Below are 24633 nucleotides of genomic sequence, written 5' to 3' on the forward strand. Positions count from 1 at the left end.
ATGTAATCAGTGTAGCTCATGAAAGGGGATGGATTTATTGAAGAAAACTACTACAAATACAATCAAACCAAAACAAATATCGAATCACCATACCGATGAAGTGAAGGAAGAGCCTAAGCTTGAGATCGACCGGGAAGGAAATATATTGTCCTCGCCCATGGATTGGCACGTCCCGGAATCCGAGATCGAGGCGGTTCCCGGGCAAGAGCGGGATGAGCTTGAGGGGGAGCGTGAGGAGGAGCGTGAGCTTAAGGAATCAAAGCGTGACGATGCCGATGAGGATAGGGAGGAATCGATAGCGGCACGCTTCAAAAAGCACCCCGAGGAAGATCAGGGGAGTGTCGAAGCCAAGCGCGATGATGCTGCTGATGAGCGGAGCCGGGAGCCTAGACCGGCACGCGTTGTGAAGCATAAGGATGAGGGGCGCCGCAGCGCTCGTGCTGCATCTGAAGACCAAAACCAGAACAATACAAGGAACAAAGAGGACCATATTCCGGACGATTTTGAGGCGCTGAAGAAGCTGCTGGAAAAACAAGTCGGTCTGAATCAAAGCTTCGATGTCGTGTTCCGCGAAATGGTGTTCGGCGGTCACAAAACCGGTATCTTTTATTATAACGGCTTCGCCAAGGACACGGTGCTTACCATGATCCTGGACAGGCTGTCCGATGCGGAGATCGGAGAACGGCAGATCAAGGGAGATACTACCGAATCTCCTATCGACCATCAAGAGCAGGGCGGCAAAGGGCATGCTACGGTGCAGCTGTTTATGGATGCGATCATTCCGCACATTCAGGTCAAGCAGACGGACAAGCTGAGCGAAGTGATCGATAATGTATCGATGGGCGCTTCCTGCTTCTTCTTCGAGGGAGCTACGTCGGCAATTGTGGTTGATGCCAAAAGCTTCCCGGTCCGGTCCACCGAGGAGCCGGATTTGGAGCGCGTCGTCCGGGGGGCGAGGGACGGCTTCGTCGAGACGCTGCTCACGAACGTTACTTTGCTGAGACGCCGCATCCGAGATCCGAAGCTGAAGCTCGAGATGCTGCGCGCGGGAAGAAGAACGCATACCGACATCTGCATGGCGTACATCGACGATATTTGCGATCCGCATTTGGTGGAGTCCATTCGCGATAAAATTCAGCAGGTCGAGGTGGACGGCCTGCCGTTGGCCGAGAAGCAATTGGAGGAAGCGATAGTCGGAAGAGGGTGGAATCCATATCCTATGGTCCGCTATTCGGAGCGGCCGGATATCGTCTCGGTCCATTTGCTGGAAGGACATGTAGCGGTATTCGTCGACACGTCTCCGAGTGTCATCATCCTGCCTACGACGTTCTTCCATCATGTGCAGCATGCGGAGGAGTACAGACAAACTCCTGCAGTGGGCACGTATCTAAGATGGGTACGGTTCATCGGCATTGCCGCGTCGCTCTTTTTGCTGCCCTTATGGTTTCTGCTCGTAACCTCGCCCGAGCTGAAGCCAGCCGGCTTCGAATTTCTGGGTCCGCAGAAAAGCGGCAAGCTTCCACTACTCGTACAGTTTCTGGTAGCGGAGCTGGGTATCGATCTAATGCGGATGGCGGCGGTTCATACGCCTTCACCGCTGGCGACGGCGATGGGCTTGGTCGCCGCCATCCTGGTAGGAGACGTAGCGGTCAAGACCGGCTTATTCGTCAACGAGGTCATCCTATACTTGGCCATTGCCGCTGTCGGCACCTTCGCCACTCCGAGCTACGAGCTGAGCTTGGCCAACCGTTTAGCCCGGCTCGCGCTGCTCATATTGACAGCCGTCTTCAAAATTCCGGGGCTGGTCATCGGCTGCACCGCGCTCGCGCTGTATTTGTCCACAAGACGCTCGTACAATGCGCCTTACATGTGGCCGTTCATCCCGTTTAATGTCAAGGCGTTAACCGAGATCCTGCTCCGGCGCCCGTTTCTGGCCAGGAAAAACCGTATGAGCCTGACACAGCCGACCGACAACTCACGTCAGCCGAAATAATGAGGCCGCTCCTCAAGGCTGATTGTTGTTGTCAGCCTGCCTCGGATTATGGTAATTTAGTAGTAATGTTCAGGGGGAAGAGGGAAGCGGACAATGTACTTACATGGAACAAGTAAAATTAACGATAAAGGGCATCTTGAAATCGGCGGCTGCGACACGACGGAGCTGGTAGAACGTTTTGGAACTCCGCTCTATGTCATGGACGAAGCGTTGATTCGCCGGCGCTCCTCCGAATACGTAAGCGCGTTTCGCGCTTCCGGCTTGAAATTCCAGGTCGCCTATGCTAGCAAAGCATTTTGCGTTATGGCCATGTGCCGTTTGGCCGAAGAAGAAGGGCTTTCGCTGGACGTCGTGTCCGACGGCGAGCTGTATACGGCGCTTCAGGCAGGATTCCCTGCCGACCGCATTCATTTCCATGGCAACAACAAATCGCCGCAGGAGATTGAGATGGCGATCGATGCGAAGATCGGCTGTTTTGTCGTCGATAATATGGTAGAGCTTCATTTGCTCAATGCTATCGCCGGAGAAAAGCGTCAAAAGGTCAATATTTTATTCCGATTGACTCCAGGCGTTGAAGCTCATACACACGAATACATTTCCACAGGCCAGATCGATTCCAAATTCGGCCTGGATCTTGATAACGGTTCGGCTTACCGCGCCGTGCAGGAAGCCGTTCAGCTTCCGAACATCGAACTGCTGGGCGTTCATTCGCACATCGGCTCGCAAATTTTTGAAGTGGAAGGCTTCCAGTTGGCCGTTGACAAAGTCGTAGCCTTCGCGGCAAAAGTGAGAGACGAATTGAACGTCGTCTTCTCGGTCGTCAACCTGGGCGGAGGCTTCGGAATCCGCTATGTGGACGGAGATACGCCATTGCCGGTGGCGAAGTATGTAGAGGCCATTACCAATTCGGTCAAAACGAATTTCGGCAAATACAGCTATCCGACTCCGGAAATTTGGGTGGAGCCGGGCCGCAGCATTGTAGGCGAATCCGGTACGACGCTGTATACGGTCGGAACGTACAAAGATATTCCGGGCGTCCGCAAGTACGTGGCGGTAGACGGCGGAATGTCGGATAATCCGCGTCCGGCGTTGTACGAATCCCGCTATGAAGCGCTGCTCGCCAACCGGGCTTCTGAAGCGGAGGAAGAGCTCGTGTCCATAGCCGGCAAATGCTGCGAGAGCGGCGACATGCTGATCTGGGACGTGAATTTGCCTAAGGTGAACAGCGGCGACGTGCTGGCGGTTTCCTGCACAGGAGCGTACAACTATGCCATGGCAAGCAATTACAACCGAATCCGCAGACCGGCGGTTGTGTTCGTCAAGGACGGCGAGGCCGACGTGGTCGTGCAGCGGGAGTCGTTCGACAATATCGTAGGCAATGATGTCATTCCGACCCGATTGAAGCAGGTTTCCAAAACCGTCTGATCGTTACGGTATACCGATCGTCCATGAATCCGGCCACGGCTTAGCGTGAGCCGGATTTTTTCCAGGAGGCACAGTTCCTTGTGAACCAAGGTGCGATATAGTACAATAAGAAGCATTGACCGATAAAAGGAGTGTACATATCATGGCAAAACAAGCTCAAATTAAACTTGCAAACGGCGGCGAAGTAGTCATCGACTTGTTCGACAAAGACGCGCCTAACACCGTAGCTAACTTCGAAAAATTGGCTAACGAAGGCTTCTACGACGGTCTCGTATTCCATCGCGTCATTCCAGGCTTCGTAGCGCAAGGCGGATGTCCGCAAGGAACAGGCACAGGCGGCCCGGGCTACCAAATCAACTGCGAAATCAATCCGAACAAGCATGAGCGCGGCACATTGGCTATGGCGCATGCAGGACGCAACACTGGCGGCAGCCAATTCTACATCTGCTATCAGCCGCAGCCGCATCTGGACGGCCAGCATACCGTATTCGGGAAAGTGGCTTCCGGAATGGAGCTCGTTGACGAATTCAAAGGCAGAGACCGTATGGAAACGGTTCGAGTGGTTGAGGTTTAATTTCCATTTCAGAGGTAAACAATGAGGAAGCCGAGTGCTCTTTCGATAAAGGGTACTCGGCTTTTTTGTGCGCTCCTAAGGCATTTCATTACATTACCAGTTCATTTTCACGTTTTTTTCATGGTATTGTTGTTATTAGGATTGTTTGCAGCTAGATTACTAGATTGAAAGTAGGGAATATCGTTGGAAAGCAATCATGAATTATCCGTTCCTCAGCCGCGGAACATCAGGAAACGGGTGCGCAAGCGCCGCGGACGGGGACTTCTGTACAGCTTTATTGTATTGCTCGGCTTGTCCTCCGGATTTGCCGTCTGGTTTTTTGGGATGGAGTCCGGCTCGACCTTACGCTACATGATGGCGGACACGCTGATAACGACCCAGCACCGCAGCTGGGCCCGATACTTGATTGGCGACGAGGAGCTGAACCGCAGGGTCGCGGATTACGATAAACGGTTTAACGAAATGGCGGAGATTAAAGATCAGAACAATATCGATCTTACGCACAGCAGGGACAAGGAAGTAGAAGTTGAGCAAATTGAAGGCAAAAATTTCAAAGGGCATATTTTATACGTTCATGACCCCAAGATGATCCGGGTGGTTACTACCGGGATTGTCGGGCAAGGGGAGCAAATATTAAGCATGGTGCAGCGGACGGGAGCCATTGCCGGCGTGAATGGCGGAGCCTTCGATGATCCGAACTGGGACGGGAACGGATTCAAGCCTGCCGGCGTGGTCATGTCCGGAGGCAAGCTGCTCTACAGCGACGGCGGGATGGAGGATCCGGTCAATGTCGTAGGGATCGACAGGAACGGATTGATGGTGGCGGGCCGGTACAAGCCGTCCGAGCTGATCAAGATGGGAGTCAACGAAGCGGTGACGTTCCAGCCGAAGTTTATCGTCAACGGCAAAGGCTTGATCCGCAATGCGGCCGACGGCTGGGGCATCGCTCCGCGGACGAGCATGGCGCAGAAGCAGGACGGGACAATTATGTTCGTCGTAATTGACGGACGGCAGCCGGGATACTCTATCGGAGCGACGCTGTATGATGTGCAAAACCTGCTGCTGGAAAGAGGCGCGGTAACCGCAGCGAATCTGGACGGGGGCTCCTCCTCCGTCCTGGTCAAGGACAATCAAGTCGTCAATAAGCCTTCCAGCAGCTATGGAATGCGCTACTTGCCGACGGCGTTTCTCGTGTTCAGCCAACCGGAGAAAGTCGCAGTGAAGAATATCTGGGAAAACATCGACATGGAGCATTTCAACAGCTCTTACAAACCGTTCGCGTCCCAGTAGACAGCCCGCTGTAAGCATGGTCTGCAGGCGAAGAGCAAGAAAAGCCTTGCATTTTGCATTTGATGGTGATATCATTCACACAAACGTCAGTTGTATAACTGGCGCCATATTTCCTTCGGGGCGGGGTGCAATTCCCCACCGGCGGTGATGGGGAGCGAAGGCTCCGCTCAGTCCGTGACCCGCGCTGCAGCTTGATGCAGGCGGCTGACTCGGTGTAACTCCGAGACCGACAGTATAGTCTGGATGGGAGAAGGAAAAATGCGAACGTGCTTGTCGTCATGGCTGTTATTGCCTATACGGACGTTTTTTCAGCGTGCTTAAGTAACGATTTCTAACTGGCATGCAGGAAGAGAGTCCGGATGGAGTTGAGCTGGGACATTCCGTACAATGCGATGCAGTGACTCGGGAAGCGCTCGGCGGGGAGACGTTTATTTGACGTATCCGCTAAGGGGATTACTCTTTGGTTTTGTTGAGTCTGTTCAGTATTGCGGATTTCGGTCACTTCGGACGAACATGCTTTGTATTTGCGTTTTTTTCGTATACCTATCAAACACGCCCCTTTTTCTGCGAGGAAAAAGCGGGCTTTTTTTGTTGCCTTGGAGAGGTTAAGCAAAAGGAGAGGTAACGCGTGGAGCTGTTGAACGATGAATTTTACATGAAGCTTGCCTTGCAGCTGGCCGAAGGAGCCGCAGGACAAACCGGCATCAATCCCGCCGTAGGCTGCGTGCTCGTCAAGGACGGCCGAATCGTTGGCATGGGCGCGCATTTGAAGCGGGGGACTCCGCACGCGGAAATTCATGCGCTGCAGATGGCCGGCGAGGAAGCCGTCGGCTGTACGGCTTACGTTACACTCGAGCCGTGCAGCCACTTCGGCAAGACGCCTCCTTGCAGCGACCGGCTCATCAAGGAGAAGGTGAAGCGGGTGGTTGTCGCTACAACGGACCCGAACCCGCTGGTTGCCGGAGCTGGCGTAGAACGGCTGCGAGCGCACGGCATTGAAGTGAGCGTCGGGCTGCTCGCAGAGGAATCCCGCCGGTTGAACGAAGCGTTCAACAAATTCATTATGACGCGGCGGCCATTTGTTACGCTGAAGACGGCCAGCACGCTGGACGGCAAAATCGCCTCCAAAACCGGGGACAGCAAATGGATCACGAATGCCGACTCGCGGGCTTTCGTTCATACGCTGCGCCACCGGAACCAGGCGATCATGGTTGGAGTCGGAACCGTATTGGCCGACGATCCGCTGCTGACGACGCGCCTGGACGTGCCTGCGCAAAATCCGATCCGGATCATTGCCGATTCCGCGCTCCGTATCCCGCTTACCGCCCAAGTCGTTCGCGACCGGTCCGCAGAGACCGTTGTGCTTACAACGGCGGATGCTAATCCGGCCAAGAGAGCGGAGCTGGAGCAAGCAGGGGTGACGGTGCTGGCCTGCGGCGAGGGGAGCCGGGTGGGTCTGCAAGAGGCGATGCGCCGGTTGGGAGAGCGCGATATCGCCACTATTTTGCTGGAAGGCGGAGGCGCATTGAACGGAGCGATGCTGGAGCAGCAGCTTATCGACAAGGTGCTGTTGTTCTACGCTCCCAAAATTATTGGAGGCGCCGAAGCGCCGTCGAACTTCCAATTCGCCGGGTTCGAGCGGATGAACGACGCGATTCGGCTGGAGCGGGTAAAGGTGTCTCAATTCGGAGACGATGTATGTATAGCCGGTTATCCTGATTACGGAAGCGGGGTGTAATGGAGTGTTTACAGGCATTATTGAGGAAATAGGCACGATGCGCCGAATGACCAGGCAGGGACAAGCCATGGTACTAACTATCGGCTGCAAAAAAATACTGGAGGACGTGCATCTGGGAGACAGCATTTCCGTAAACGGCGTCTGCTTGACGGTAGTTCAATATGATGAATCGTCGATTACGGTCGATGTGATGCCGGAGACGTTCCGCAGGACGACATTGGAGAGACTCCATATCGGGGATGCCGTCAATCTGGAAAGAGCCATGCTAGCCGGAGGACGGTTCGGAGGCCACATTGTGCAGGGACACGTCGATTCCACCGGGATCATCACGTCCAGAACCCCTGAGGCGAATGCGGTTGTGTTTCAAGTGGAGCCTGCCGATCCGGGCATATTAAAATATATGATCCCGCACGGGTCTATTACGATCGACGGCATCAGTTTGACGCTGGTTCAAGTGACGAAGCAGCATGCCACGGTATCCATTATTCCTCATACGCTGGCGCAAACGGTATTGCAGCATAAGAAGCCCGGGGATGAAGTGAACTTGGAGGCGGATGTGCTGGGCAAATATATTGAGAAGCTGCTTCTGTCGAGAGAGGGCGAATCCGGCGGAGCTTCCGGCAAGCAGGGAAGTCTGACGGAGGCATTTTTGGCGGAGAACGGATTTATTTAATAGACCAATCAGATATAGAAAGGCAGGGACGGGATATGAGTGAACTGAGTCCATTCCATACTATTGAGGAAGCCATCTACGACTTGATGCTGGGAAAAATCGTCATTGTTGTTGATGACGAGGATCGCGAGAATGAAGGCGATTTTATTGCTCTTGCTGAGAAAGCAACGCCGGAAGTGATTAATTTCATGATTAAGGAAGGCCGCGGACTTGTCTGCGTGCCCATTACGGAGGAAAGAGCCCAGGAGCTTGATCTGCCGCCGATGGTGAACCGGAATACAGACTATCACGGGACCGCGTTTACCGTATCGGTTGATTATGCCGAGACGACAACAGGGATTTCCGCATCGGAGCGTTCCCGCACGGTTCAAGCTTTGATCGATTCGGCGACGAAGCCGCAAAGCTTCCGGCGTCCAGGACATATTTTCCCTCTTATTGCCAAGAAAGGCGGAGTACTTAGAAGAGCGGGACATACCGAAGCAGGCGTCGATTTGGCTCAATTGTGCGGCTCCTATCCCGCGGCGGTGATTTGCGAAGTCATCAAGGAAGACGGCGAAATGGCACGCGTACCCGAATTGCTGGAGTTCAGCCGCAAGCATGATATGAAGATCATTACGATCAAGGATCTGATTCAATACCGCAATCATAAGGAGAAGCTGGTCCAGCGCGAGGTGGAAGCCAATCTGCCAACCGATTTCGGCGTTTTTAAAGCGATTGCCTACTCCAATGTCGTCGATCAGAAGGAGCATGTCGCCATTGTAAAAGGCAAGATCAGCGATTCGGCTCCGACACTCGTAAGAGTTCATTCCGAATGCTTGACCGGCGACGTGTTCCACTCTCACCGCTGCGACTGCGGGCCTCAGCTGGAGGCGGCTCTGAAGCAAATCGACGAGGAGGGCTCCGGCGTTCTGCTTTACATGCGTCAGGAAGGCCGCGGCATCGGGCTGATTAACAAGCTGAAGGCTTACGTGCTGCAGGAGCAGGGGCTGGATACGGTCGACGCCAACTTGAAGCTCGGCTTTGCCCCGGATTTGCGGGATTACGGCATCGGTGCGCAAATTCTCAAGGATTTGGGCATCAAAAAAATTCGGCTGCTCACAAACAATCCGCGCAAAATTAAGGGACTCGAGGGCTACGGCCTGGAAGTCGTCGAGCGCGTGCCGATTCAAATGGAAGAGAACGAATCGAACTCGAACTATTTGCACACAAAGCAGGAAAAGCTCGGCCATATGCTGCGTTTTTAAACGGCGGGCCAATGCCTAACATTACGCTTGCTCCGGGACTTCTTCAGATCCGATGCCGATAGCATTTTGAAGGTACGAAGCTCTGAAGGCTTCCCGACAAAAAAATATACGATACCTTGGAAGGATGTTGACAAGACATGGCGAAAGTATACGAAGGACATTTAGTATCAACCGGACTGAAATACGGCATCGTGGTAGGCCGTTTCAATGAATTTATTACGAGCAAGCTGCTTGGCGGCGCTTTGGACGCATTGAAGCGTCACGGGGTTCAAGAGGATGAAATCGAAATCGCCTGGGTACCCGGAGCGTTTGAAATTTCGCTTATCGCACAAAAATTGGCGGAGAGCGGCAAGTACGATGCCGTCATTACACTGGGAGCGGTCATCCGCGGTTCAACGCCTCATTTCGATTACGTGTGCAACGAAGCGGCTAAGGGCGTAGCAGCCATCAGTCTGAAAACAGGGATACCGACAATCTTCGGCGTATTGACGACGGATTCGATCGAGCAGGCTGTGGAACGCGCTGGCACGAAAGCCGGCAACAAAGGCTGGGAAGCGGCGACTACCGCTATCGAGATGGCGAATTTGACCAAACAGCTTTCCTAACTTACAATGGATAATTAGGTAGCGCTGCAAATGCTGTCATTTTTTCGCGAAAAATATTTCGCTTCGAATGCTATCGGTCTTCGCAGCGCGCCAAATTATCCAGATTTTTTAGGGGGAAGCTTTACTTGGAGAAGGTTACATACAAGTTAGATACGTTTGAAGGCCCCCTTGATTTGCTTCTTCACTTAATCGATAAATCCGAAATCGACATTTATAATATTCCGATTAAAGAAATAACGGATCAATATATGGAATACCTGGATGCGATGCAGGAGCTGGAGCTTGAGATTACAAGCGAGTTCCTGGTCATGGCCGCTACGCTCTTGTCGATTAAGAGCAAGATGCTGCTGCCTAAGCCTCCTATTATCGAGGATTTTGAATACGACGATTACATGATGGATGAAGATTATGACCCGCGGGCGGAGCTCGTTGCCAAGCTGATCGAATACCGGAAGTACAAGGCGATTGCGGACCATCTTCGGGACAAGGAGACGGAACGCAGTCTTATTTATACCCGCGAGCCCGAAGACTTGACGCCATATGTTAGCAATGTGGTGGAAAACCCGGTGAAAGGGCTTCATGTAGCCGATCTTGTATACGCTTTTCAAAAAGCGCTGCGCCGGATGGCGAGCCGCAATATGGTTGCCAAAATCCGCAAGGATGAAATATCCGTAAAAGACCGGATGAAGGAAGTCGTTCAGCTGCTGGAGGAGATTGGCGGCAAAGTGCTGTTTTCCAAGCTCATTGATAACGATACGACGAAGGAAGGCATTGTAACGACGTTCTTGGCCCTGCTCGAATTGATGAAAGTAAAAGCAATCGTCTGCTATCAGCACCGGTTGTTTGAAGATATAGTGATTCAGGCAAGAGAGGAAGGAAAGACCGATGGATTTTCAACAGATGAAATCAGTTATTGAAGGCTTGCTGTTCGTGGCAGGGGACGAGGGTCTGGATGCCAAGCAGCTGGCTGAAGTGATGGAGCAGCATACTGATTTCGTCAAGGAACTGGTGTTGGATTTGCAAGCTGATTTGCAGCGTGACCAGAGGGGGCTGCAGATTGTGGAGATGGCGGGGGCATATCAGCTTACGACGCTTCCCGCGCATGCGCCGTATTTTGAACGGTTAGCCTATTCGCCCACTCGTTCCTCGCTATCCCAAGCGGCACTGGAAACACTCGCGATTGTCGCCTATAAGCAGCCGATTACGAGAGTGGAGATTGAAGAAATCCGCGGCGTCAAGGCGGAAAGAGCATTGCAGACGCTGGTTGCCAAAGACTTGATCCAAGAGGTGGACCGCGCGGATGCGCCGGGAAGACCTATTTTGTACGGGACGACCAAAGCATTCCTTGATTATTTTGCGTTAAGCAGCATCGACGAGCTTCCGGAAACCTCGCTGTTCCAAAACGACGATAATCTGGAAGAAGAGACAAGGCTGCTGTTCGATAAGCTGGACGCGAAGCAAATCGATGATCAGCAGATGACGTTCGACGACGTATCCGACTTGGAATAATCCGGATTGGCCCCAAGCAGCGAATGTTTTACCAATACAGGGCTATACTAACTCCTGAATGAGAGGAAGCGGGTGCTTCCGCATGAGGAGTTTTTTGTGCTTCTCGAAAGTTCGGTCATGTGTTGCGGGGAGGTTAAGCATGAGTTGGCCCTGGATTGTCGGTGCGGTGGTTGTCCTAGTATTCCTGCTTGCCGCCAGCAGCATTCAATGCCGGTTTTCCGTAATTCGGAGACAGCAGGATGACGATATTACCGTTGATCTTCATACGATGTACGGCTTGGTAAAGCGGCGGTTGACGATTCCCGTTATCAAGTTCATGAATGTCAATGACGGAGTGGGATTTAAAAAGGAAGTTGTGAATAAAGCCGATCAACAGCTCCAGCAGGATACGAAGGATCGGCTTACAAGCGAAAAAATAAAAACTGCTTTTGAAAATGCCCAAGTATTATTGGCTAATTGCTTTCATTTTAACACCTGGCTCAGGGATACATTAAGCCGTGTGCGCTGCACGGGGTTTTATTGGAAGACGAATGTTGGGATTGGCGACGCCGCGGAAACCGCCATGACGACAGGCATGATATGGGGCCTGAAATCATCGCTGTTAGGCTTCTTGTTCCGGTTCATACAGCTTGAAACCAAACCGGCTATTCAAGTTGTTCCTCAATACAACGCAGTAGCCTTTGCCTCGGAAATTCAGGTTTTTCTGAAAATACGGGTATGGTATGTAATCATGGCCGGCATTCAATTGCTGTTCCGCATTTTGAAGGTTAAAGGCGGCTTGAAGCGCTGGAGAAGCGTGTTGTTCAAAACCTCCTGACCCGTTTCTTCGCAAACGGGAACTGCCCGGCTGGATAGATATTACCGTACATACCCTCTCCCGCTTCGGGATATGCTATAGGTGCAAACGGAATCCTTTTGTATAAGTGTTCAGCAGAAACGGAGGAGATCAAATGTCATCACATCCAATCGAAGGCTTAATGAAAGTCGCAATGGAAAATATAAAAGAAATGGTCGATGTCAATACCATTGTCGGCGATCCGGTTGAAACGCCTGACGGCAGCGTCATTATGCCGATATCTAAGGTAGGCTTTGGTTTTGCGGCCGGGGGCAGCGAGTTTGTATCCGATGATTCCGGCAACGGAACGAGCCGCAACGATTCCATGAACGCTCATGTTTCACTTCCGTTTGGCGGCGGCAGCGGCGGCGGCGTTTCGATTACTCCGATTGCTTTCTTGGTTGTAGGCAAGCATGGAGTGAAGATCGTACCTCTTGACAATCAAACGCATTTGCTGGAGCGATTGATCGATTCGGCGCCAACTGTTGTTGACCGGATCCAAAGCATGATGAAGAATTCGAAGACAGGTGTTAACACAGCCGAAAACGGAACTCATGTTACCAACAACATCGAGAACCAGAATTTTATCGTTTAATAGGGTAGGATGGAATAATCAGGTTAGAGAAGCTGCTCATTCGTGGGCGGCTTTCTTACGTTACTTGTCCAAAAATTCGTTGCTCTTTGAAATAGTTTCTTTTATATTTAAGCTAAAAGCATGAAGTGAAAGAGGTTTTTTTGTGCGGTTATTGCCAACGCGATCTTGCATTCCAGGTATGAGGCTCGGCAAGTGCATCTTTAATGAGGACGGCATCATCCTGCTGAACGAGCATGTGGAGCTGACTCAAGGGCTGCTCAATCGGCTTCAGAATCTGGGTATCGATTTTGTTTATGTCGAGGATGAAGCGACGGACGATATAGTAGTAGAAGATCCGATTTCCGATGAGACCCGGGTCAAAGCACTCGCTGAAATAAGAAGCAACTTCCGTATCGTGATGGAAGGCAGCAGTAAAGCGAAATTTTCCAAAAGCCCCTACATGGGCAAAGCCTTTAACAACGTTATCAAAATGATTATGGATGATCTGGATTCCCGGGAAGACACGATGATCATGCTAATGAACATGAACGTGCTGAATAACTACTTGTACCAGCATTCGTTGAACGTGTGCATTTATGCGACGATGCTCGGGATGGCTCATGGATATGGCCGTGATGAATTGACGACACTTTCTCTTGGGGCGCTGCTCCACGATATTGGCAAGACCAAGATCAATCCGGACATCATCAAGAAGCCGGGGCCATTATCTCCTGCAGAGCTAGCCGAGGTACAGAAGCACGCCGAGCACGGCTTTAAACTATTGAAGGACGAGCCCAACATTCCGCTGCTTGCCGCGCACTGCGCGTTTCAGCATCACGAACGGTTGGATGGCTCCGGCTATCCTCGCGGCATCAGCGGCAATGAGATTCACGATTACGCCAAATGGATCGCCATCGTCGACAGCTACGATGCCATGACGACTCACAGGCCACACCGGTTGGCGATGCTGCCGCATCAGGCTATGGAGATTTTGTTCGCCGGCGTCGGAACGCTCTATGATCATAAGAAGGTGGCCTTGTTCCGGGATAATGTCGCGATTTACCCTTTGGGGCTTTCGGTAGAGCTCAGTACCGGGGAGCGGGGCGTAGTGGTGCGAATTAATCCGGCGGTTCCTCAGCGTCCGGTAATCCGGATTTTGGAGAACGAAGCCAAAGAGAGATTGTCACAGCCTTACGAGATTGATTTATCGGAGAAGCTGACGCTGTTTATAAACCGCGTGGACGAATGAGTTGGAGAAGGGAGATGGGGGAAAGCCATGTGCGGACGATACACGGTTACCGTTACGATGGAAGAGCTGATGCTGCACTTTATGCTGGGCAACTCTTTTCAATACAGTCCCCGATACAACATCGCCCCGGGTCAATGGATTCCAGCCATCATCGGCAGTGAAGCTGCGGATCAACGCCGCATAGGCGAGCTTAGATGGGGGCTTGTGCCGCATTGGTCCAAGGAGGAGAAAGGCGGAGCGCAGCCGATCAATCTGCGTGCGGAAACCGTTGCCGAGAAGCCTTCTTTTCAGCAGCTGTTAACCCGGAAAAGATGCCTCATTCCAGCCGACGGCTTTTACGAATGGAAAAAATCCGGAAATGTCAAGCAGCCGGTCCGCTTTATCATGAAAGACCAGTCGTTGTTCGGAATGGCCGCTCTGTACGATACGTGGATTCAGCCGGACGGCGGGAAGCTGCATACCTGTACGATCATTACTACGGAACCGAATCCGCTTGTGGCCGAAGTTCATAACCGGATGCCCGTCATTTTGCCTCGCGAAGCGGAGAGCCTTTGGCTGGACCGGTCCGTGACAGAAGCCAAAAAGCTGATCCCTTTGCTGCAAACCTTTCCCGAGGAGCAAATGAGGGCGTATGAAGTCGACCGGAAAGTAGGCAATTCCCGGTACGACGAGGCGGATTGTATCGAGCCTTTACAAGCGCTTTGGTAACAAAGCTTACATAAAACCTGTATGGCACTTAGCTGCCGTACAGGTTTTTTTGCATATATAGAATTTATAAAATAGGGGCTCTCCGCAAAGTATCTGATTGACTTCGAAGCCAAAGTTCCGCTTTGTGGGGTTATTTTGTGCTGCCGGCGCATTCGGCCGAATGAGTCCTTTCTCAATCAGACATTGGACATAACCTAGGTGGATAAGCATATACATGTACAAGATGGCAGAATGCGGTTGAGAAGCGTGCCATGTTCTCGCCGAGTGTATAACGGTGTAGGAGGAACGATAGCCACATGAAAAGATGGGTTTCATTTTGTATGGCGGGAATATTGTCTGCTGCCGTGCTGATTTGGCCGTTTACGGTACAAGCTGCTCCGCCGTCGGTTAGTACGAATGCGGAAACGGCCGCATTGATTGATGTGACCTCAGGACGGATATTGTACAGCAAGCAGGGAGACAAGCCGATGCGGATCGCCAGCTTGACCAAGATCATGACGGCTATAGTTGCTATCGAGCACGGCAACCTGTCGGATATGGTCAGAGTGAGCAAAAACGCGTTCGGCAAGGAAGGCTCCTCGATCTACTTGAAGCTGGATGAGGAAATGAGCTTGAATAACTTGCTGTACGGGATGATGCTGCGCTCGGGCAACGACGCTGCAACGGCGATTGCAGAGCATGTGGGGGGCACTGTCGAGGGCTTCGCTTACATGATGAACGAAAAGGCGCGCATGATCGGCATGGAGCGAACGACCTTCAAAAACCCTCACGGCCTCGATGCCGACGGCCACTTGTCTACAGCGAACGATATGGCAAAGCTTGCCGCTTATGCGCTTCATAATCCGGTGTTCCAGGAAATTGTCAAAACAAAGGTGAAAAAAGCCCCCAATCCTAACGATCCATGGGATTATACGTGGCTGAACAAAAATAAGATGCTGAACATGTACGATGGTGCCGACGGCGTTAAAACAGGCTATACGAAGACGGCAAAGCGGTGCCTCGTCTCCTCGGCAACCCGCAACGGACAGCAGTTGGCCGTGGTCACTTTAAACGACGGCGACGATTGGGCTGATCATGCCAAGCTGCTCGATTACGGGTTCCAAAATTACCCTCTTCAGAAGGTGATCGGCAAGGGAGACCCCGTGGAAGGCACGGAGTACGTAGCGGGCACTACCTTTATGTATCCGGTGCTGGATTCCGAGAAAGGGCAGTTCACTTCCAAAGTACAGCTGAACGCCGCGAATTCCATCAACAATAGACTAGGAGAGGCCGGAAAGCTTCAGCTTAGCTTAAGCGGCAAGCCTATAGGCAGCATTCCTGTGTATACCAAAGGAAGCCCGCGGCTGAAGCTGCCCGAGCGGCCGGCTTTTACGTTCAACCAGTCCGATAAACCGGTAGTGGGCTTTGCCGATAAATGGCTGTATACGATCCAGTTCCTGGTTCGCGTCCTGTTCACCGGCCGATCTGTATAAGTTCATGAACTAGAAAGAAAGGGGCTCGGTTTATGGTCAATCTGATCTGGCTGTTCTTCATCGTTGCCGGCTTTGCCGTCGCAGCCTTTCAAGGGAACATCGAGGTAGTAACCCAAGCGGCTTTTGACGGGGCCAAGAGCGGCGTTACCGTCTGCTTCGGGCTGATCAGCGTGATGGTGTTCTGGCTCGGAATGATGCGTATTGCCGAAGACGCCGGATTGCTGCAGAAGCTGGCTGTGCTGCTCGGGCCCATTGTACGCTTCTTATTCCCGAGCGTCCCTAAGGATCACCCCGCTCTGGGCTACATCATGTCCAATATGAGCGCCAACATATTGGGACTCGGCAATGCAGCTACTCCGATGGGAATTAAAGCGATGCAGGAGCTGCAGCTGCTGAATCCCGACAAGGATGTGGCGAGTCCTGCGATGTGCACGCTGCTTGCCTTGAACACGGCCAGCATAACGCTGATCCCGACGACGCTGATTGCCATCCGAATGAACTACAATTCGGTCAATCCGGCGGAAATCGTCGGTACGACGCTGATGGCCACGGCGATCTCCACGCTCGCTGCCATTCTGGTCGATAAATGGTACCGGCGCAAGAGCCGGTTTATTACGGGAAGGCCTCCTGTCAATCCGAAAGGGAAAGGATGATCCGACTTGTACTCGTTCGTCAGTTTAATCTCCGCATGGGCCATTCCGGTGATCATCGTGTTCATCCCTTTGTTTGCCGCTTACCGCAAGGTTCCCGTCTACGAATCGTTCGTAGACGGGGCTAAGGACGGCTTCGATACCGCGATCCGGATTATTCCGCACCTGGTCGGCATGATGGTAGCCATCAGCGTGTTCCGCGCGTCCGGAGCCATGGAGCTGATGATCGGCTGGATCCGCCCGTTATGCGCCATGCTCGGCATTCCGAGCGAGGTGCTGCCTTTGGCCATTCTGCGACCTATCACCGGTGCGGGCTCGCTTGCTTTTACCACCGACTTAATGCAGCAATTCGGTCCGGATTCGATGATCGGACGAATCGCCTCGACCATCCAGGGCAGTACGGACACGACGATGTACGTGATTACCGTTTATTTCGGAGCTATCGGCATCCGCAAAGCCAGCTACGCTCTAAAGGTAGGACTGATTTCCGATGCGGTCGGCTTCATTGCCTCCATCGTCATCTGTTATTTGGTATTTGCCTAGAACCCCTGTTTTTCTCCGCACATATACTGTACCAGCCAGACAAAGCAGAGGTGAGCTGTGTGCAGTATTACGGAATTATCATTCATCACTCCGCCTGTTCCTCGATTAACGGCAAGGGCTACGATTATTTTATAACCCGAGACGGTTCCATCATTCCATCCTCTGACAAGACCGATCCCCTTTACATTCATATTTGCGTGGAGGGAAACTTCTCCGCGCCCCGCACCCATTTGACGCCAGCCGAGCAAGAGCAGTTTTTCGTATTGAATAAATTGATCATTCGCCTTGCGGAAGTGTACCGGTTCGAGCCGGATGATCTGTTTCCGCACGATATTTCGTGTCCAGGTCCGCTTTTTCCTTGGTCTCAGCTTGTGATTTCACCTGAGGATAGGTATCATTAGGGTTGAGGTGAAGAGAGTCCAATGGAACGATTACAAAAAGTGTTGGCAGAAGCGGGAGTGGCCTCCCGGAGAAAATGTGAAGAATTGATCACCGCAGGCCGCGTGCAGGTGAACGATAAAGTGGTAACCGAATTAGGGGTTAAGGTCGACGCTCAGAAGGATGTTATTCAGGTTGACGGAAAGGTAATCCGGCAGCAGAAAAAAGTATATGTGCTGTTCAATAAGCCGAAAGGGGTTATTACGAGCGCGTCCGACCCGGCAGGCAGAAAAATCGTAACGGATTATATGAAGGATATCAAAGAACGGATCTATCCGATCGGAAGATTGGATTACGATACGGAAGGGCTGCTGCTGCTTACGAATGACGGGGAGTTTGCGAACCTGTTGACGCACCCTAAGCATCACGTTCCTCGTACATATCATGCTACGGTCAAAGGCGTGCCCCACGGCTCCCTGCTGGACAAGCTGAGAGACGGGATCGAGCTGGAGGACGGCATGACGGCTCCTGCCGAAGTGGAATATTACGATGTTAAAGAGGAAACTAATGAAACTATCGTAACGATTACGATTTATGAAGGGCGCAACCGTCAAGTAAGAAGAATGTTCGACGCCATTCAATTTCCCGTGATCAAGCTCAGGCGCGTACAATTCGGCCATATTCCGTTAACGGGAGTGCCTCGGGGCAAATACCGGTTTTTGAAGCCGCAGGAAGTGAAGGAACTCACCGATAGCGCTCTCAAGACACATAAAATTCAAAAAGGGAAATAAGCGTATGCGGTAAATTTCGCTATAATGAGGATAGACTCGACTAGAGATCGTTTGAGGTGGGGAACAATGGGAAAAAATAAACGTTGGGTACAGCTGGCTATTTTTACGGTGGTCATTGTAATCGGGGCGCTGACCCTGATCAACAATTTGTATGCGACAGACAAGAAGCCTGTCGAAGGCTCCAAAGCTCCGGATTTCACCCTCGTCGGCCTGGACGGCAAGCAGCATCAGCTATCCGAGTATAAGGGAAAGACGGTTATGGTAAACTTCTGGGGAACCTTCTGTCCACCCTGTAAAGACGAGATGCCGGCAATTCAGCACCAGTACGACAAGCTGAACAAGCAGAACGCGGAGTTTCTGGCATTGAATTTGGGTGAAAGCAAAATTACCGTTCAAAGCTTCGTTGATCAGTATAAGATTAATTTCCCGATCCTGCTGGACGATAAGGAAGAAGTGCGTAAGCGGTATGGCGTCATGCAATATCCAACGACGTTTTTTATTGACCCGGAGGGCAAGATAGCCAAGATTCGGATCGGGGAAATGGATGAAGCGTTCATTGAGCAGACTATGGCTTCCATCCAGGGAGCAAGCGGCAAATAAACGCCGGCTTGTCCCGCAACGGCTGGCAGCTTAAGGAGAACAGTGCCGGGAAAGCAAACGCGCTGGCTCTGCGGAGCGAGTTCGTTTGCTTGCCGCCTTTGAAAATGGGTAATTGCCGGAGACATCCATATTAAATTACCCATTTTCAATGTCGGCCGGAGGCGCTTCCTTTTCCAATCGGATGTTTCAACGACCGTCCGGAGCTTCCCTACGTATGCTTTCGAAGTCGAAGTAAGCTTTTCTAAGAGAAAGGTGCTCAGGAGGACATCATGATTGAGAATACAAAATGCGAATGCGGCCACCAAAATTTTGTCGGTACCGTACTTTGCGAATCATGCGGGAAGCCGCTGTTCGAGGACGATCAATCGGCTCCGCTTGAGATGCGTTACGACGGAGTAGCCAGGAGATCGCAAAAAACGAATCCAGGCTTGATAGACAAGGTGTGGAATTTCTTCTCCTCTGTCAAAATTGCCGTATACCTGATTATTATTACGTTATTGGGCGCGTCTCTCGGAACGATATTCCGGCAGGAGAGCAATTTCATCAACTTCGATCCGTCCACCTATTATAAAGAAAACTACGGGACGTTCGGAGACATCTATTACAAGCTGGGGCTGTCCCACACCTATGAATCCTGGTGGTTCATTACGCTTCTGTTTATGATCGGCACGTCGCTGGTCGTATGCAGTCTGGACCGGGTGCTTCCGTTGTACCGGGCGCTCAGCAAGCAGCAGATCCGTAAGCATCTCAGCTTTATTTTGCGCCAAAAAGTAAGGTACTCGGGGCAATTAAAGAGCGGGGACACCGATTATTCCGAATCGGAATCCAAGGCATGGATCGAGCAGACAGCCAAGGCGCTTAAGAAATACCGCTACAACGTACATACGGACGGTTCGGCGCTCCTTGCGGAGAAAAACCGCTTCAGCCGGTGGGGCCCCTATATCAACCATATCGGTCTAATCATTTTCTTGATGGCCGTTCTCATGCGAAGCTTGCCGGGATGGCATATGGACCAATACGTTTCCGTAGCCGAAGGGCAGACCGTCAAGCTGCCGGATACGTCTTTTTATTTGAAGAACGAGAAGTTCACGCTGGAATATTACAGCCCGGAGGAAATGTCCGAGGAGTTCAGAGCGAAGAATATGGCGGTACCGAAAATTTTCGAGACCAAGGCCGTTTTGTACAAATGTACCGCGAATTGCGACGACCCGCTGAACGAGCCGAAGCTGGAAGAGGTTCACCGTCAGGATATCATCGTCAACAAGCCGCTGAATTACAGGGGGCTGCTCGCGTACCAAAGCGAATATTCGCAATTTCCGCTTCTCATCTCCGTTAAGCCTTCCCTAAAGAACAAGAAGACAGGGGAAAACTACGGGAGCATCGATCTATCGATGTCCAGACCGGTGGAAAGCTATAAAATCGGCCCTTACGATTTGAAGCTGAAAGGGTATTATCCCGACTTCGGCATCGAGAACGGAATGCCGATTACGAAGTCCAAAGATCCGGTGGCTCCGGCATTTATCTTTCATATTACCGGTCCCGATCTTGCGCCGGAAGGACAGCCTTACATCTACTTCCCGCTGCCCGTCGATAAGGAAGAGTTCAAGCAGGATGCGATTAACCGCGAGATTGCGGACAAGCTCGATCTATCCGTAAACTCCATGCAGGACGTTCAATTCTCAGAGTACACCAGCTACTTGAATATTCGTGTCGATCGCGCGCTGCCGTACATATGGACGGGGGCTGCCATCTCGATGATCGGACTGGTTATGGGCTTTTACTGGCATCACCGCCGTATATGGATCCGGATCGATAACGGCAAGCTTTCGTTGGGCGCCCATACGAACAAAAACTGGTACGGCATCCGCAAAGAAGTAGAACACATCTTAAAAAAATCAGGGATTGATGTGGATCCTAAAACGTTAGAGGCAGGGGTGGGTCGCAATGGATAGCAGTTCATTTTTATTTCTTGCTTTTATTGTTTATAGCGTTGCCTTTTTAATATTTGTCGTGGCGATAACGGGGAAGCAGTGGAATCAGCAAAACCCTGAGGAGCATGTGGCAAAATGGGGCAAGGTGGGCATCATCGCCTCCATTATCGGCTTTGCCTGTCACGCGGCCTTCTTCTTCCTGCGGTGGGCGGAGGCCGGACATATTCCGACGAGCAATATGTTCGAGTTCATGACGTTCCTCGGAATGATGATTATGCTTGCCTTCATTATCGTGTACTTTATTTACCGGACGCCGGTGCTTGGCGTGTTCGCCTTGCCGGTGGGCATTATTATTATCGCGTACGCATCGGTATTCCCGAAAGAAATTCAGCCGCTCATCCCGGCGCTGCAAAGCTACTGGTTGAAAATTCACGTGACGACGGCCGCCTTGGGCGAAGCCTTCTTCGCAGTAGGGTTCGCAGCGGGACTCATGTATTTGCTTCGGACCATTGATTTCGGCAATAAGGACAGGTCTTCGAAGAAAGAACGCGTCGGCGTAGAAATCACGATGGGCTTCCTGATCGTTATCGTAGCCTTCGTCGTATCCATTTTCAGCTTCAATGCCGCAGGGTATCATGCTTCCTTTGCCGTTACGAGTACGGACGATACCGGCAATACGGTGCAGTCTACTTCCAAGTATGTGCTTCCGCCTATTTTTGCGCCGGATAATTCCGAAGTGATTGAGATGAAGCCGTTCCTCGGCATGACAGAACCGCTGCTCGAAGCTCCGTCGTTCTTCAAGGGCAGCGATGCAGGAAGAAAATTAAATACGGTGGTCTGGTCCATCCTTGGCGGTATTGTCCTATATCTCTTGCTGCGTCTAGCTGCCCGCAAACCGCTGTCCGCCGCTATCAGCCCCTTGATGAAAGGGATGGAGGAAGAGGACATCGATGAAATCAGCTATCGGGCCATCGCTATCGGCTATCCTATCTTTACGCTGGGTGCCCTTATCTTTGCAATGATCTGGGCTGCTGAGGCCTGGGGCCGATTCTGGGGCTGGGACCCGAAGGAAGTATGGGCTTTGATTACATGGCTGTACTATGCCGCTTACTTGCACCTCCGCCTGTCGAGAGGCTGGCAGGGGAAGAAGTCGGCCTGGCTGTCCGTAATCGGATTTATGGTCGTCATGTTTACGCTGGTAGGAGTAAATCTGGTCATTGCCGGACTTCATTCCTACGCCGGAGTATAACCCATTGCGCAGTGCAATAAGAAAGGATTGAGGCCCATGTCGGAAAGAAAGATGACTATTTTGGTAGTTGACGATGAAGAGCGGATTCGCCGTTTGCTTCGGATGTATTTGGAAAAGGAAAACTTCGCTATAGATGAAGCCGAGGACGGCGAGACTGCTTTGAAAAAAGCGGTGGAGTCGGACTACGATCTGATATTGCTCGATATTATGCTTCCCGGCATCGACGGGAATGAAGTATGCGCCAGACTTCGCCAGGTGAAATCGACACCCGTTATTATGCTGACGGCCAAAGGGGAAGAAACGAACCGGGTGCAGGGCTTTGAAGTGGGGGCTGACGATTACGTGGTCAAGCCATTCAGCCCGCGTGAGGTCATCTACCGGGTGAAGGCGATCCTTCGCCGTTCTTCGGTAACCGCGTATTTGTCCAAAGAGGTCAATTCGAGCAACAATATCGTATTTCCTAATCTCGTGATCGAGCATGATGCGCACCGTGTAACGGCAGGCGGTCAAGAGGTGGCTCTGACGCCGAAAGAATACGAGCTGCTTCATTATTTGGCTGTATCGCCCGATAAAGTGTTTTCCCGTGAAGAGCTGCTGAAGGATGTATGGAACTACGAGTTTTTCGGGGATTTGCGGACGGTAGATACCCATGTGAAACGGCTTCGCGAGAAGCTGAACAAAGTCTCCCCTGACGCAGCGTCCATGATCACAACCGTATGGGGCGTCGGGTACAAGCTTGAGGTGCCTAAATAGGTGTTTATTCTAAGAAGCATCGTCGGCAAGCTGTGGATAACGATCATCGGGCTGGTAGCGGTCATATTGATGCTGTTGGGCTTGTTTTTGCTGAATTACATTCAAACCTCGTTCCCGAAGTCTCAGGATCAGATCGAGAACCTGCATAAGCTCGCCAAGAAGGTAGCCAGCGGCATTTCGGTTCACAGTGAAGACGATCATTATATCACGATGGTTAACGATCTCCTGAGCGCTCAGGAAGCGACGGTTTTTATAGTGGATACCCAGTTCAAGCAGTCCGGATTTTTCGACGACGGATCGCTTGGGGATCTGCATTACGACGACTTTTTCAGTAATCAGGATATGCAAAAGGTGTTTGCCGGCGAATCGATTGACAATCAGCTGGAAGGGAAAGCTGGAGTGAAGCTGCGGGCCAACAATCTGTATTCGGCCGTTGCCGTTCCTCTGATGGATGCTTCTCAGCAAAAGATTATAGGTGCCGCCGTGCTGTATCAGTCGACCCAGTCGGTTGAGGCGACGCAGACGTATGTCATGCGATTGTTCGTTTATGTCGGCATCGCCGGGTTTCTGATGACCACATTTTTTGCGTTCTTCCTGTTGACCAAGATTACCCAGCCGCTGCAGCAGCTAAGAAAAGCGGCCGATCTCATATCCCATGGGGAATTTGGAACGAGAGTGCCTATCGCGTCCGATGATGAACTCGGGGAGCTGTCCAAGACGTTCAACCGGATGGGTGAGGAGCTATCGGATACGATCAAGGCGTTGAACCACGAGAAGGAGCATTTATCCAGCGTCCTGCGCAGTATGTCCGATGCGGTCATTACGTTCGATGCCGACGGGCAGGTGATCTTGACCAATCCGCAGGGCTACAAGATCGTTCGCGACTGGAATCAGCTCGAATGGAACGATTTTGACGCCGATCCAGACACGGATCCGCAGCAGAGTACGCAGCTTGGCACGATTCCGCCTCCGGTCCGGCCGTTGTTCGAAGAAGTGATTAACGGGGCCAATGAAATAACGGAAAACCTTCACGTGAAGAATGAAGTATGGTCCATTGTGATGGCTCCGCTGCATTCTCGTGATGTCGTACGGGGCGTCGTCGCCGTAATGAGGAACGTGACCGAGGAGTTCCGTCTCGATAAGCTTCGCAAAGATTTCGTGGCCAATGTGTCCCACGAGCTTCGCACGCCGCTGTCCATGCTGCAGGGCTACAGCGAGGCGCTGCTCGACGATATCGCCTCCTCGCCGGAGGAGCGGCAGGAGCTCGCTCAAGTCATCCATGACGAATCGCTGCGTATGGGCAGACTCGTTCGCGATCTGCTAGATCTCGCAAGAATGGAGACAGGCAATCTGGAGCTTCACATCCGGCAGGTCGATGTCGGGGGCTTCATGAGAAGGATGCATCGCAAATTCGCCGTACTGTCGAAGGAGCGGGGCATTACCATGACGTTGGAGCTGCCGGAAGACAGCCTGAACATTCAGGCGGACGAAGACAGGCTGGAACAGGTTATGACGAATTTGCTCGACAATGCAATCCGGCATACGCCTTCGCAAGCACAAATTCGGATGCGTGCCGTAACTGTGATGCATATGGGCAGGGAGGCCGCGCTGCTGGAAATATCCGATGAAGGGCAGGGGATCCCTGCAGGCGATCTGCCTTTTATATTTGAACGGTTTTACAAGGCGGATAAGGCGCGTACGCGAGGCACGACAGGGGGAACCGGCTTAGGTCTCTCCATTGTGAAAAACCTGGTGGATGCGCACCAGGGAACGGTACAAGCAAAGAGTATGGTAGGGCAGGGAACGACGTTCTCCGTCATTATTCCATGCCGGCAGGCATAGAGATTAT

At 52.0% G+C, this 24633-nt stretch carries 24 protein-coding genes and 1 riboswitch; all 24 genes read left to right on the forward strand.

The features are described 5' to 3' along the window. Positions 1-157: 157 nt before the first annotated feature. The 24 genes from DVH26_RS14225 to DVH26_RS14340 all read left to right on the forward strand — a co-directional run bounded on the left by DVH26_RS14225 (position 158) and on the right by DVH26_RS14340 (position 24626). Positions 158-1993 (forward strand): spore germination protein, encoded by a 1836-nt coding sequence (locus DVH26_RS14225; RefSeq protein WP_239635365.1) that lies wholly within the window; start codon positions 158-160, stop codon positions 1991-1993. 93 nt (positions 1994-2086) lie between these two features. Further along, positions 2087-3418 carry a diaminopimelate decarboxylase gene (gene lysA / locus DVH26_RS14230; protein ID WP_239634338.1) on the forward strand — a complete coding sequence of 444 codons (1332 nt, stop codon included), beginning with the start codon at positions 2087-2089 and terminating at the stop codon, positions 3416-3418. A gap of 142 nt (positions 3419-3560) precedes the next feature. After that, entirely contained in the window at positions 3561-3992 is a 432-nt protein-coding gene (locus tag DVH26_RS14235) for a peptidylprolyl isomerase (RefSeq protein ID WP_239634339.1), read from the forward strand. 183 nt (positions 3993-4175) lie between these two features. Next, the gene (locus DVH26_RS14240; RefSeq protein ID WP_239634340.1) at positions 4176-5282 is read left to right on the forward strand and encodes a phosphodiester glycosidase family protein; all 1107 of its coding nucleotides are present in this window, start codon (positions 4176-4178) and stop codon (positions 5280-5282) included. A gap of 107 nt (positions 5283-5389) precedes the next feature. Next, a riboswitch (FMN riboswitch) is annotated at positions 5390-5541 on the forward strand. 369 nt (positions 5542-5910) lie between these two features. After that, complete coding sequence (gene ribD, locus DVH26_RS14245; RefSeq protein WP_239634341.1) at positions 5911-7020, forward strand: bifunctional diaminohydroxyphosphoribosylaminopyrimidine deaminase/5-amino-6-(5-phosphoribosylamino)uracil reductase RibD; 1110 nt, start codon at positions 5911-5913, stop codon at positions 7018-7020. 4 nt (positions 7021-7024) lie between these two features. After that, positions 7025-7693, forward strand: a complete 669-nt coding sequence (gene ribE / locus DVH26_RS14250; protein ID WP_239634342.1) for a riboflavin synthase — start codon at positions 7025-7027, stop codon at positions 7691-7693. A 35-nt stretch (positions 7694-7728) separates the two neighbouring features. Next, a complete protein-coding gene (locus DVH26_RS14255; RefSeq protein WP_239634343.1) occupies positions 7729-8937 on the forward strand; it encodes a bifunctional 3,4-dihydroxy-2-butanone-4-phosphate synthase/GTP cyclohydrolase II in 1209 nt (402 codons plus the stop codon). Positions 8938-9074: 137 nt separating this feature from the next. Further along, entirely contained in the window at positions 9075-9542 is a 468-nt protein-coding gene (gene ribH, locus DVH26_RS14260; protein ID WP_239634344.1) for a 6,7-dimethyl-8-ribityllumazine synthase, read from the forward strand. Positions 9543-9667: 125 nt separating this feature from the next. Beyond that, positions 9668-10459: a segregation and condensation protein A gene (locus tag DVH26_RS14265; RefSeq protein WP_239634345.1), complete on the forward strand. Its 792-nt coding sequence runs from the start codon at positions 9668-9670 to the stop codon at positions 10457-10459. Further along, positions 10428-11051: an SMC-Scp complex subunit ScpB gene (gene scpB, locus DVH26_RS14270; protein WP_239634346.1), complete on the forward strand. Its 624-nt coding sequence runs from the start codon at positions 10428-10430 to the stop codon at positions 11049-11051. Before DVH26_RS14265 ends, scpB begins: the two co-directional genes overlap by 32 nt. Positions 11052-11190: 139 nt before the next feature. Beyond that, entirely contained in the window at positions 11191-11868 is a 678-nt protein-coding gene (locus DVH26_RS14275; RefSeq protein WP_239634347.1) for a DUF2953 domain-containing protein, read from the forward strand. 133 nt (positions 11869-12001) lie between these two features. Further along, a complete protein-coding gene (gene ytfJ / locus DVH26_RS14280; RefSeq protein WP_239634348.1) occupies positions 12002-12481 on the forward strand; it encodes a GerW family sporulation protein in 480 nt (159 codons plus the stop codon). Positions 12482-12623: 142 nt separating this feature from the next. Continuing rightward, entirely contained in the window at positions 12624-13709 is a 1086-nt protein-coding gene (locus DVH26_RS14285) for an HD-GYP domain-containing protein (protein WP_239634349.1), read from the forward strand. 27 nt (positions 13710-13736) lie between these two features. Continuing rightward, entirely contained in the window at positions 13737-14417 is a 681-nt protein-coding gene (locus DVH26_RS14290) for an SOS response-associated peptidase (RefSeq protein ID WP_239634350.1), read from the forward strand. 296 nt (positions 14418-14713) lie between these two features. Beyond that, a complete protein-coding gene (locus tag DVH26_RS14295; protein ID WP_481857593.1) occupies positions 14714-15889 on the forward strand; it encodes a D-alanyl-D-alanine carboxypeptidase family protein in 1176 nt (391 codons plus the stop codon). A gap of 32 nt (positions 15890-15921) precedes the next feature. Beyond that, positions 15922-16542, forward strand: a complete 621-nt coding sequence (locus DVH26_RS14300; protein ID WP_239634351.1) for a nucleoside recognition domain-containing protein — start codon at positions 15922-15924, stop codon at positions 16540-16542. 6 nt (positions 16543-16548) lie between these two features. Continuing rightward, positions 16549-17082 (forward strand): spore maturation protein, encoded by a 534-nt coding sequence (locus DVH26_RS14305; RefSeq protein WP_239634352.1) that lies wholly within the window; start codon positions 16549-16551, stop codon positions 17080-17082. Positions 17083-17141: 59 nt separating this feature from the next. Continuing rightward, the gene (locus tag DVH26_RS14310; protein ID WP_239634353.1) at positions 17142-17483 is read left to right on the forward strand and encodes a peptidoglycan recognition protein family protein; all 342 of its coding nucleotides are present in this window, start codon (positions 17142-17144) and stop codon (positions 17481-17483) included. A gap of 21 nt (positions 17484-17504) precedes the next feature. Continuing rightward, on the forward strand, positions 17505-18251 hold the full coding sequence (locus DVH26_RS14315) for a pseudouridine synthase (protein WP_239634354.1): 747 nt from the start codon (positions 17505-17507) through the stop codon (positions 18249-18251). A gap of 66 nt (positions 18252-18317) precedes the next feature. Further along, complete coding sequence (gene resA, locus DVH26_RS14320) at positions 18318-18851, forward strand: thiol-disulfide oxidoreductase ResA (RefSeq protein ID WP_239634355.1); 534 nt, start codon at positions 18318-18320, stop codon at positions 18849-18851. A gap of 269 nt (positions 18852-19120) precedes the next feature. Then, the gene (resB, locus tag DVH26_RS14325) at positions 19121-20803 is read left to right on the forward strand and encodes a cytochrome c biogenesis protein ResB (RefSeq protein ID WP_239634356.1); all 1683 of its coding nucleotides are present in this window, start codon (positions 19121-19123) and stop codon (positions 20801-20803) included. Beyond that, positions 20796-22031 (forward strand): c-type cytochrome biogenesis protein CcsB, encoded by a 1236-nt coding sequence (gene ccsB, locus DVH26_RS14330; RefSeq protein ID WP_239634357.1) that lies wholly within the window; start codon positions 20796-20798, stop codon positions 22029-22031. Before resB ends, ccsB begins: the two co-directional genes overlap by 8 nt. A 36-nt stretch (positions 22032-22067) precedes the next feature. Further along, positions 22068-22784 (forward strand): response regulator transcription factor, encoded by a 717-nt coding sequence (locus DVH26_RS14335; RefSeq protein WP_239634358.1) that lies wholly within the window; start codon positions 22068-22070, stop codon positions 22782-22784. Then, positions 22785-24626 (forward strand): ATP-binding protein, encoded by a 1842-nt coding sequence (locus DVH26_RS14340; protein WP_239634359.1) that lies wholly within the window; start codon positions 22785-22787, stop codon positions 24624-24626. Positions 24627-24633: the final 7 nt, after the last annotated feature.

Source organism: Paenibacillus sp. H1-7, assembly GCF_022354825.1.
In the GTDB taxonomy this organism is placed as follows: domain Bacteria; phylum Bacillota; class Bacilli; order Paenibacillales; family NBRC-103111; genus Paenibacillus_S.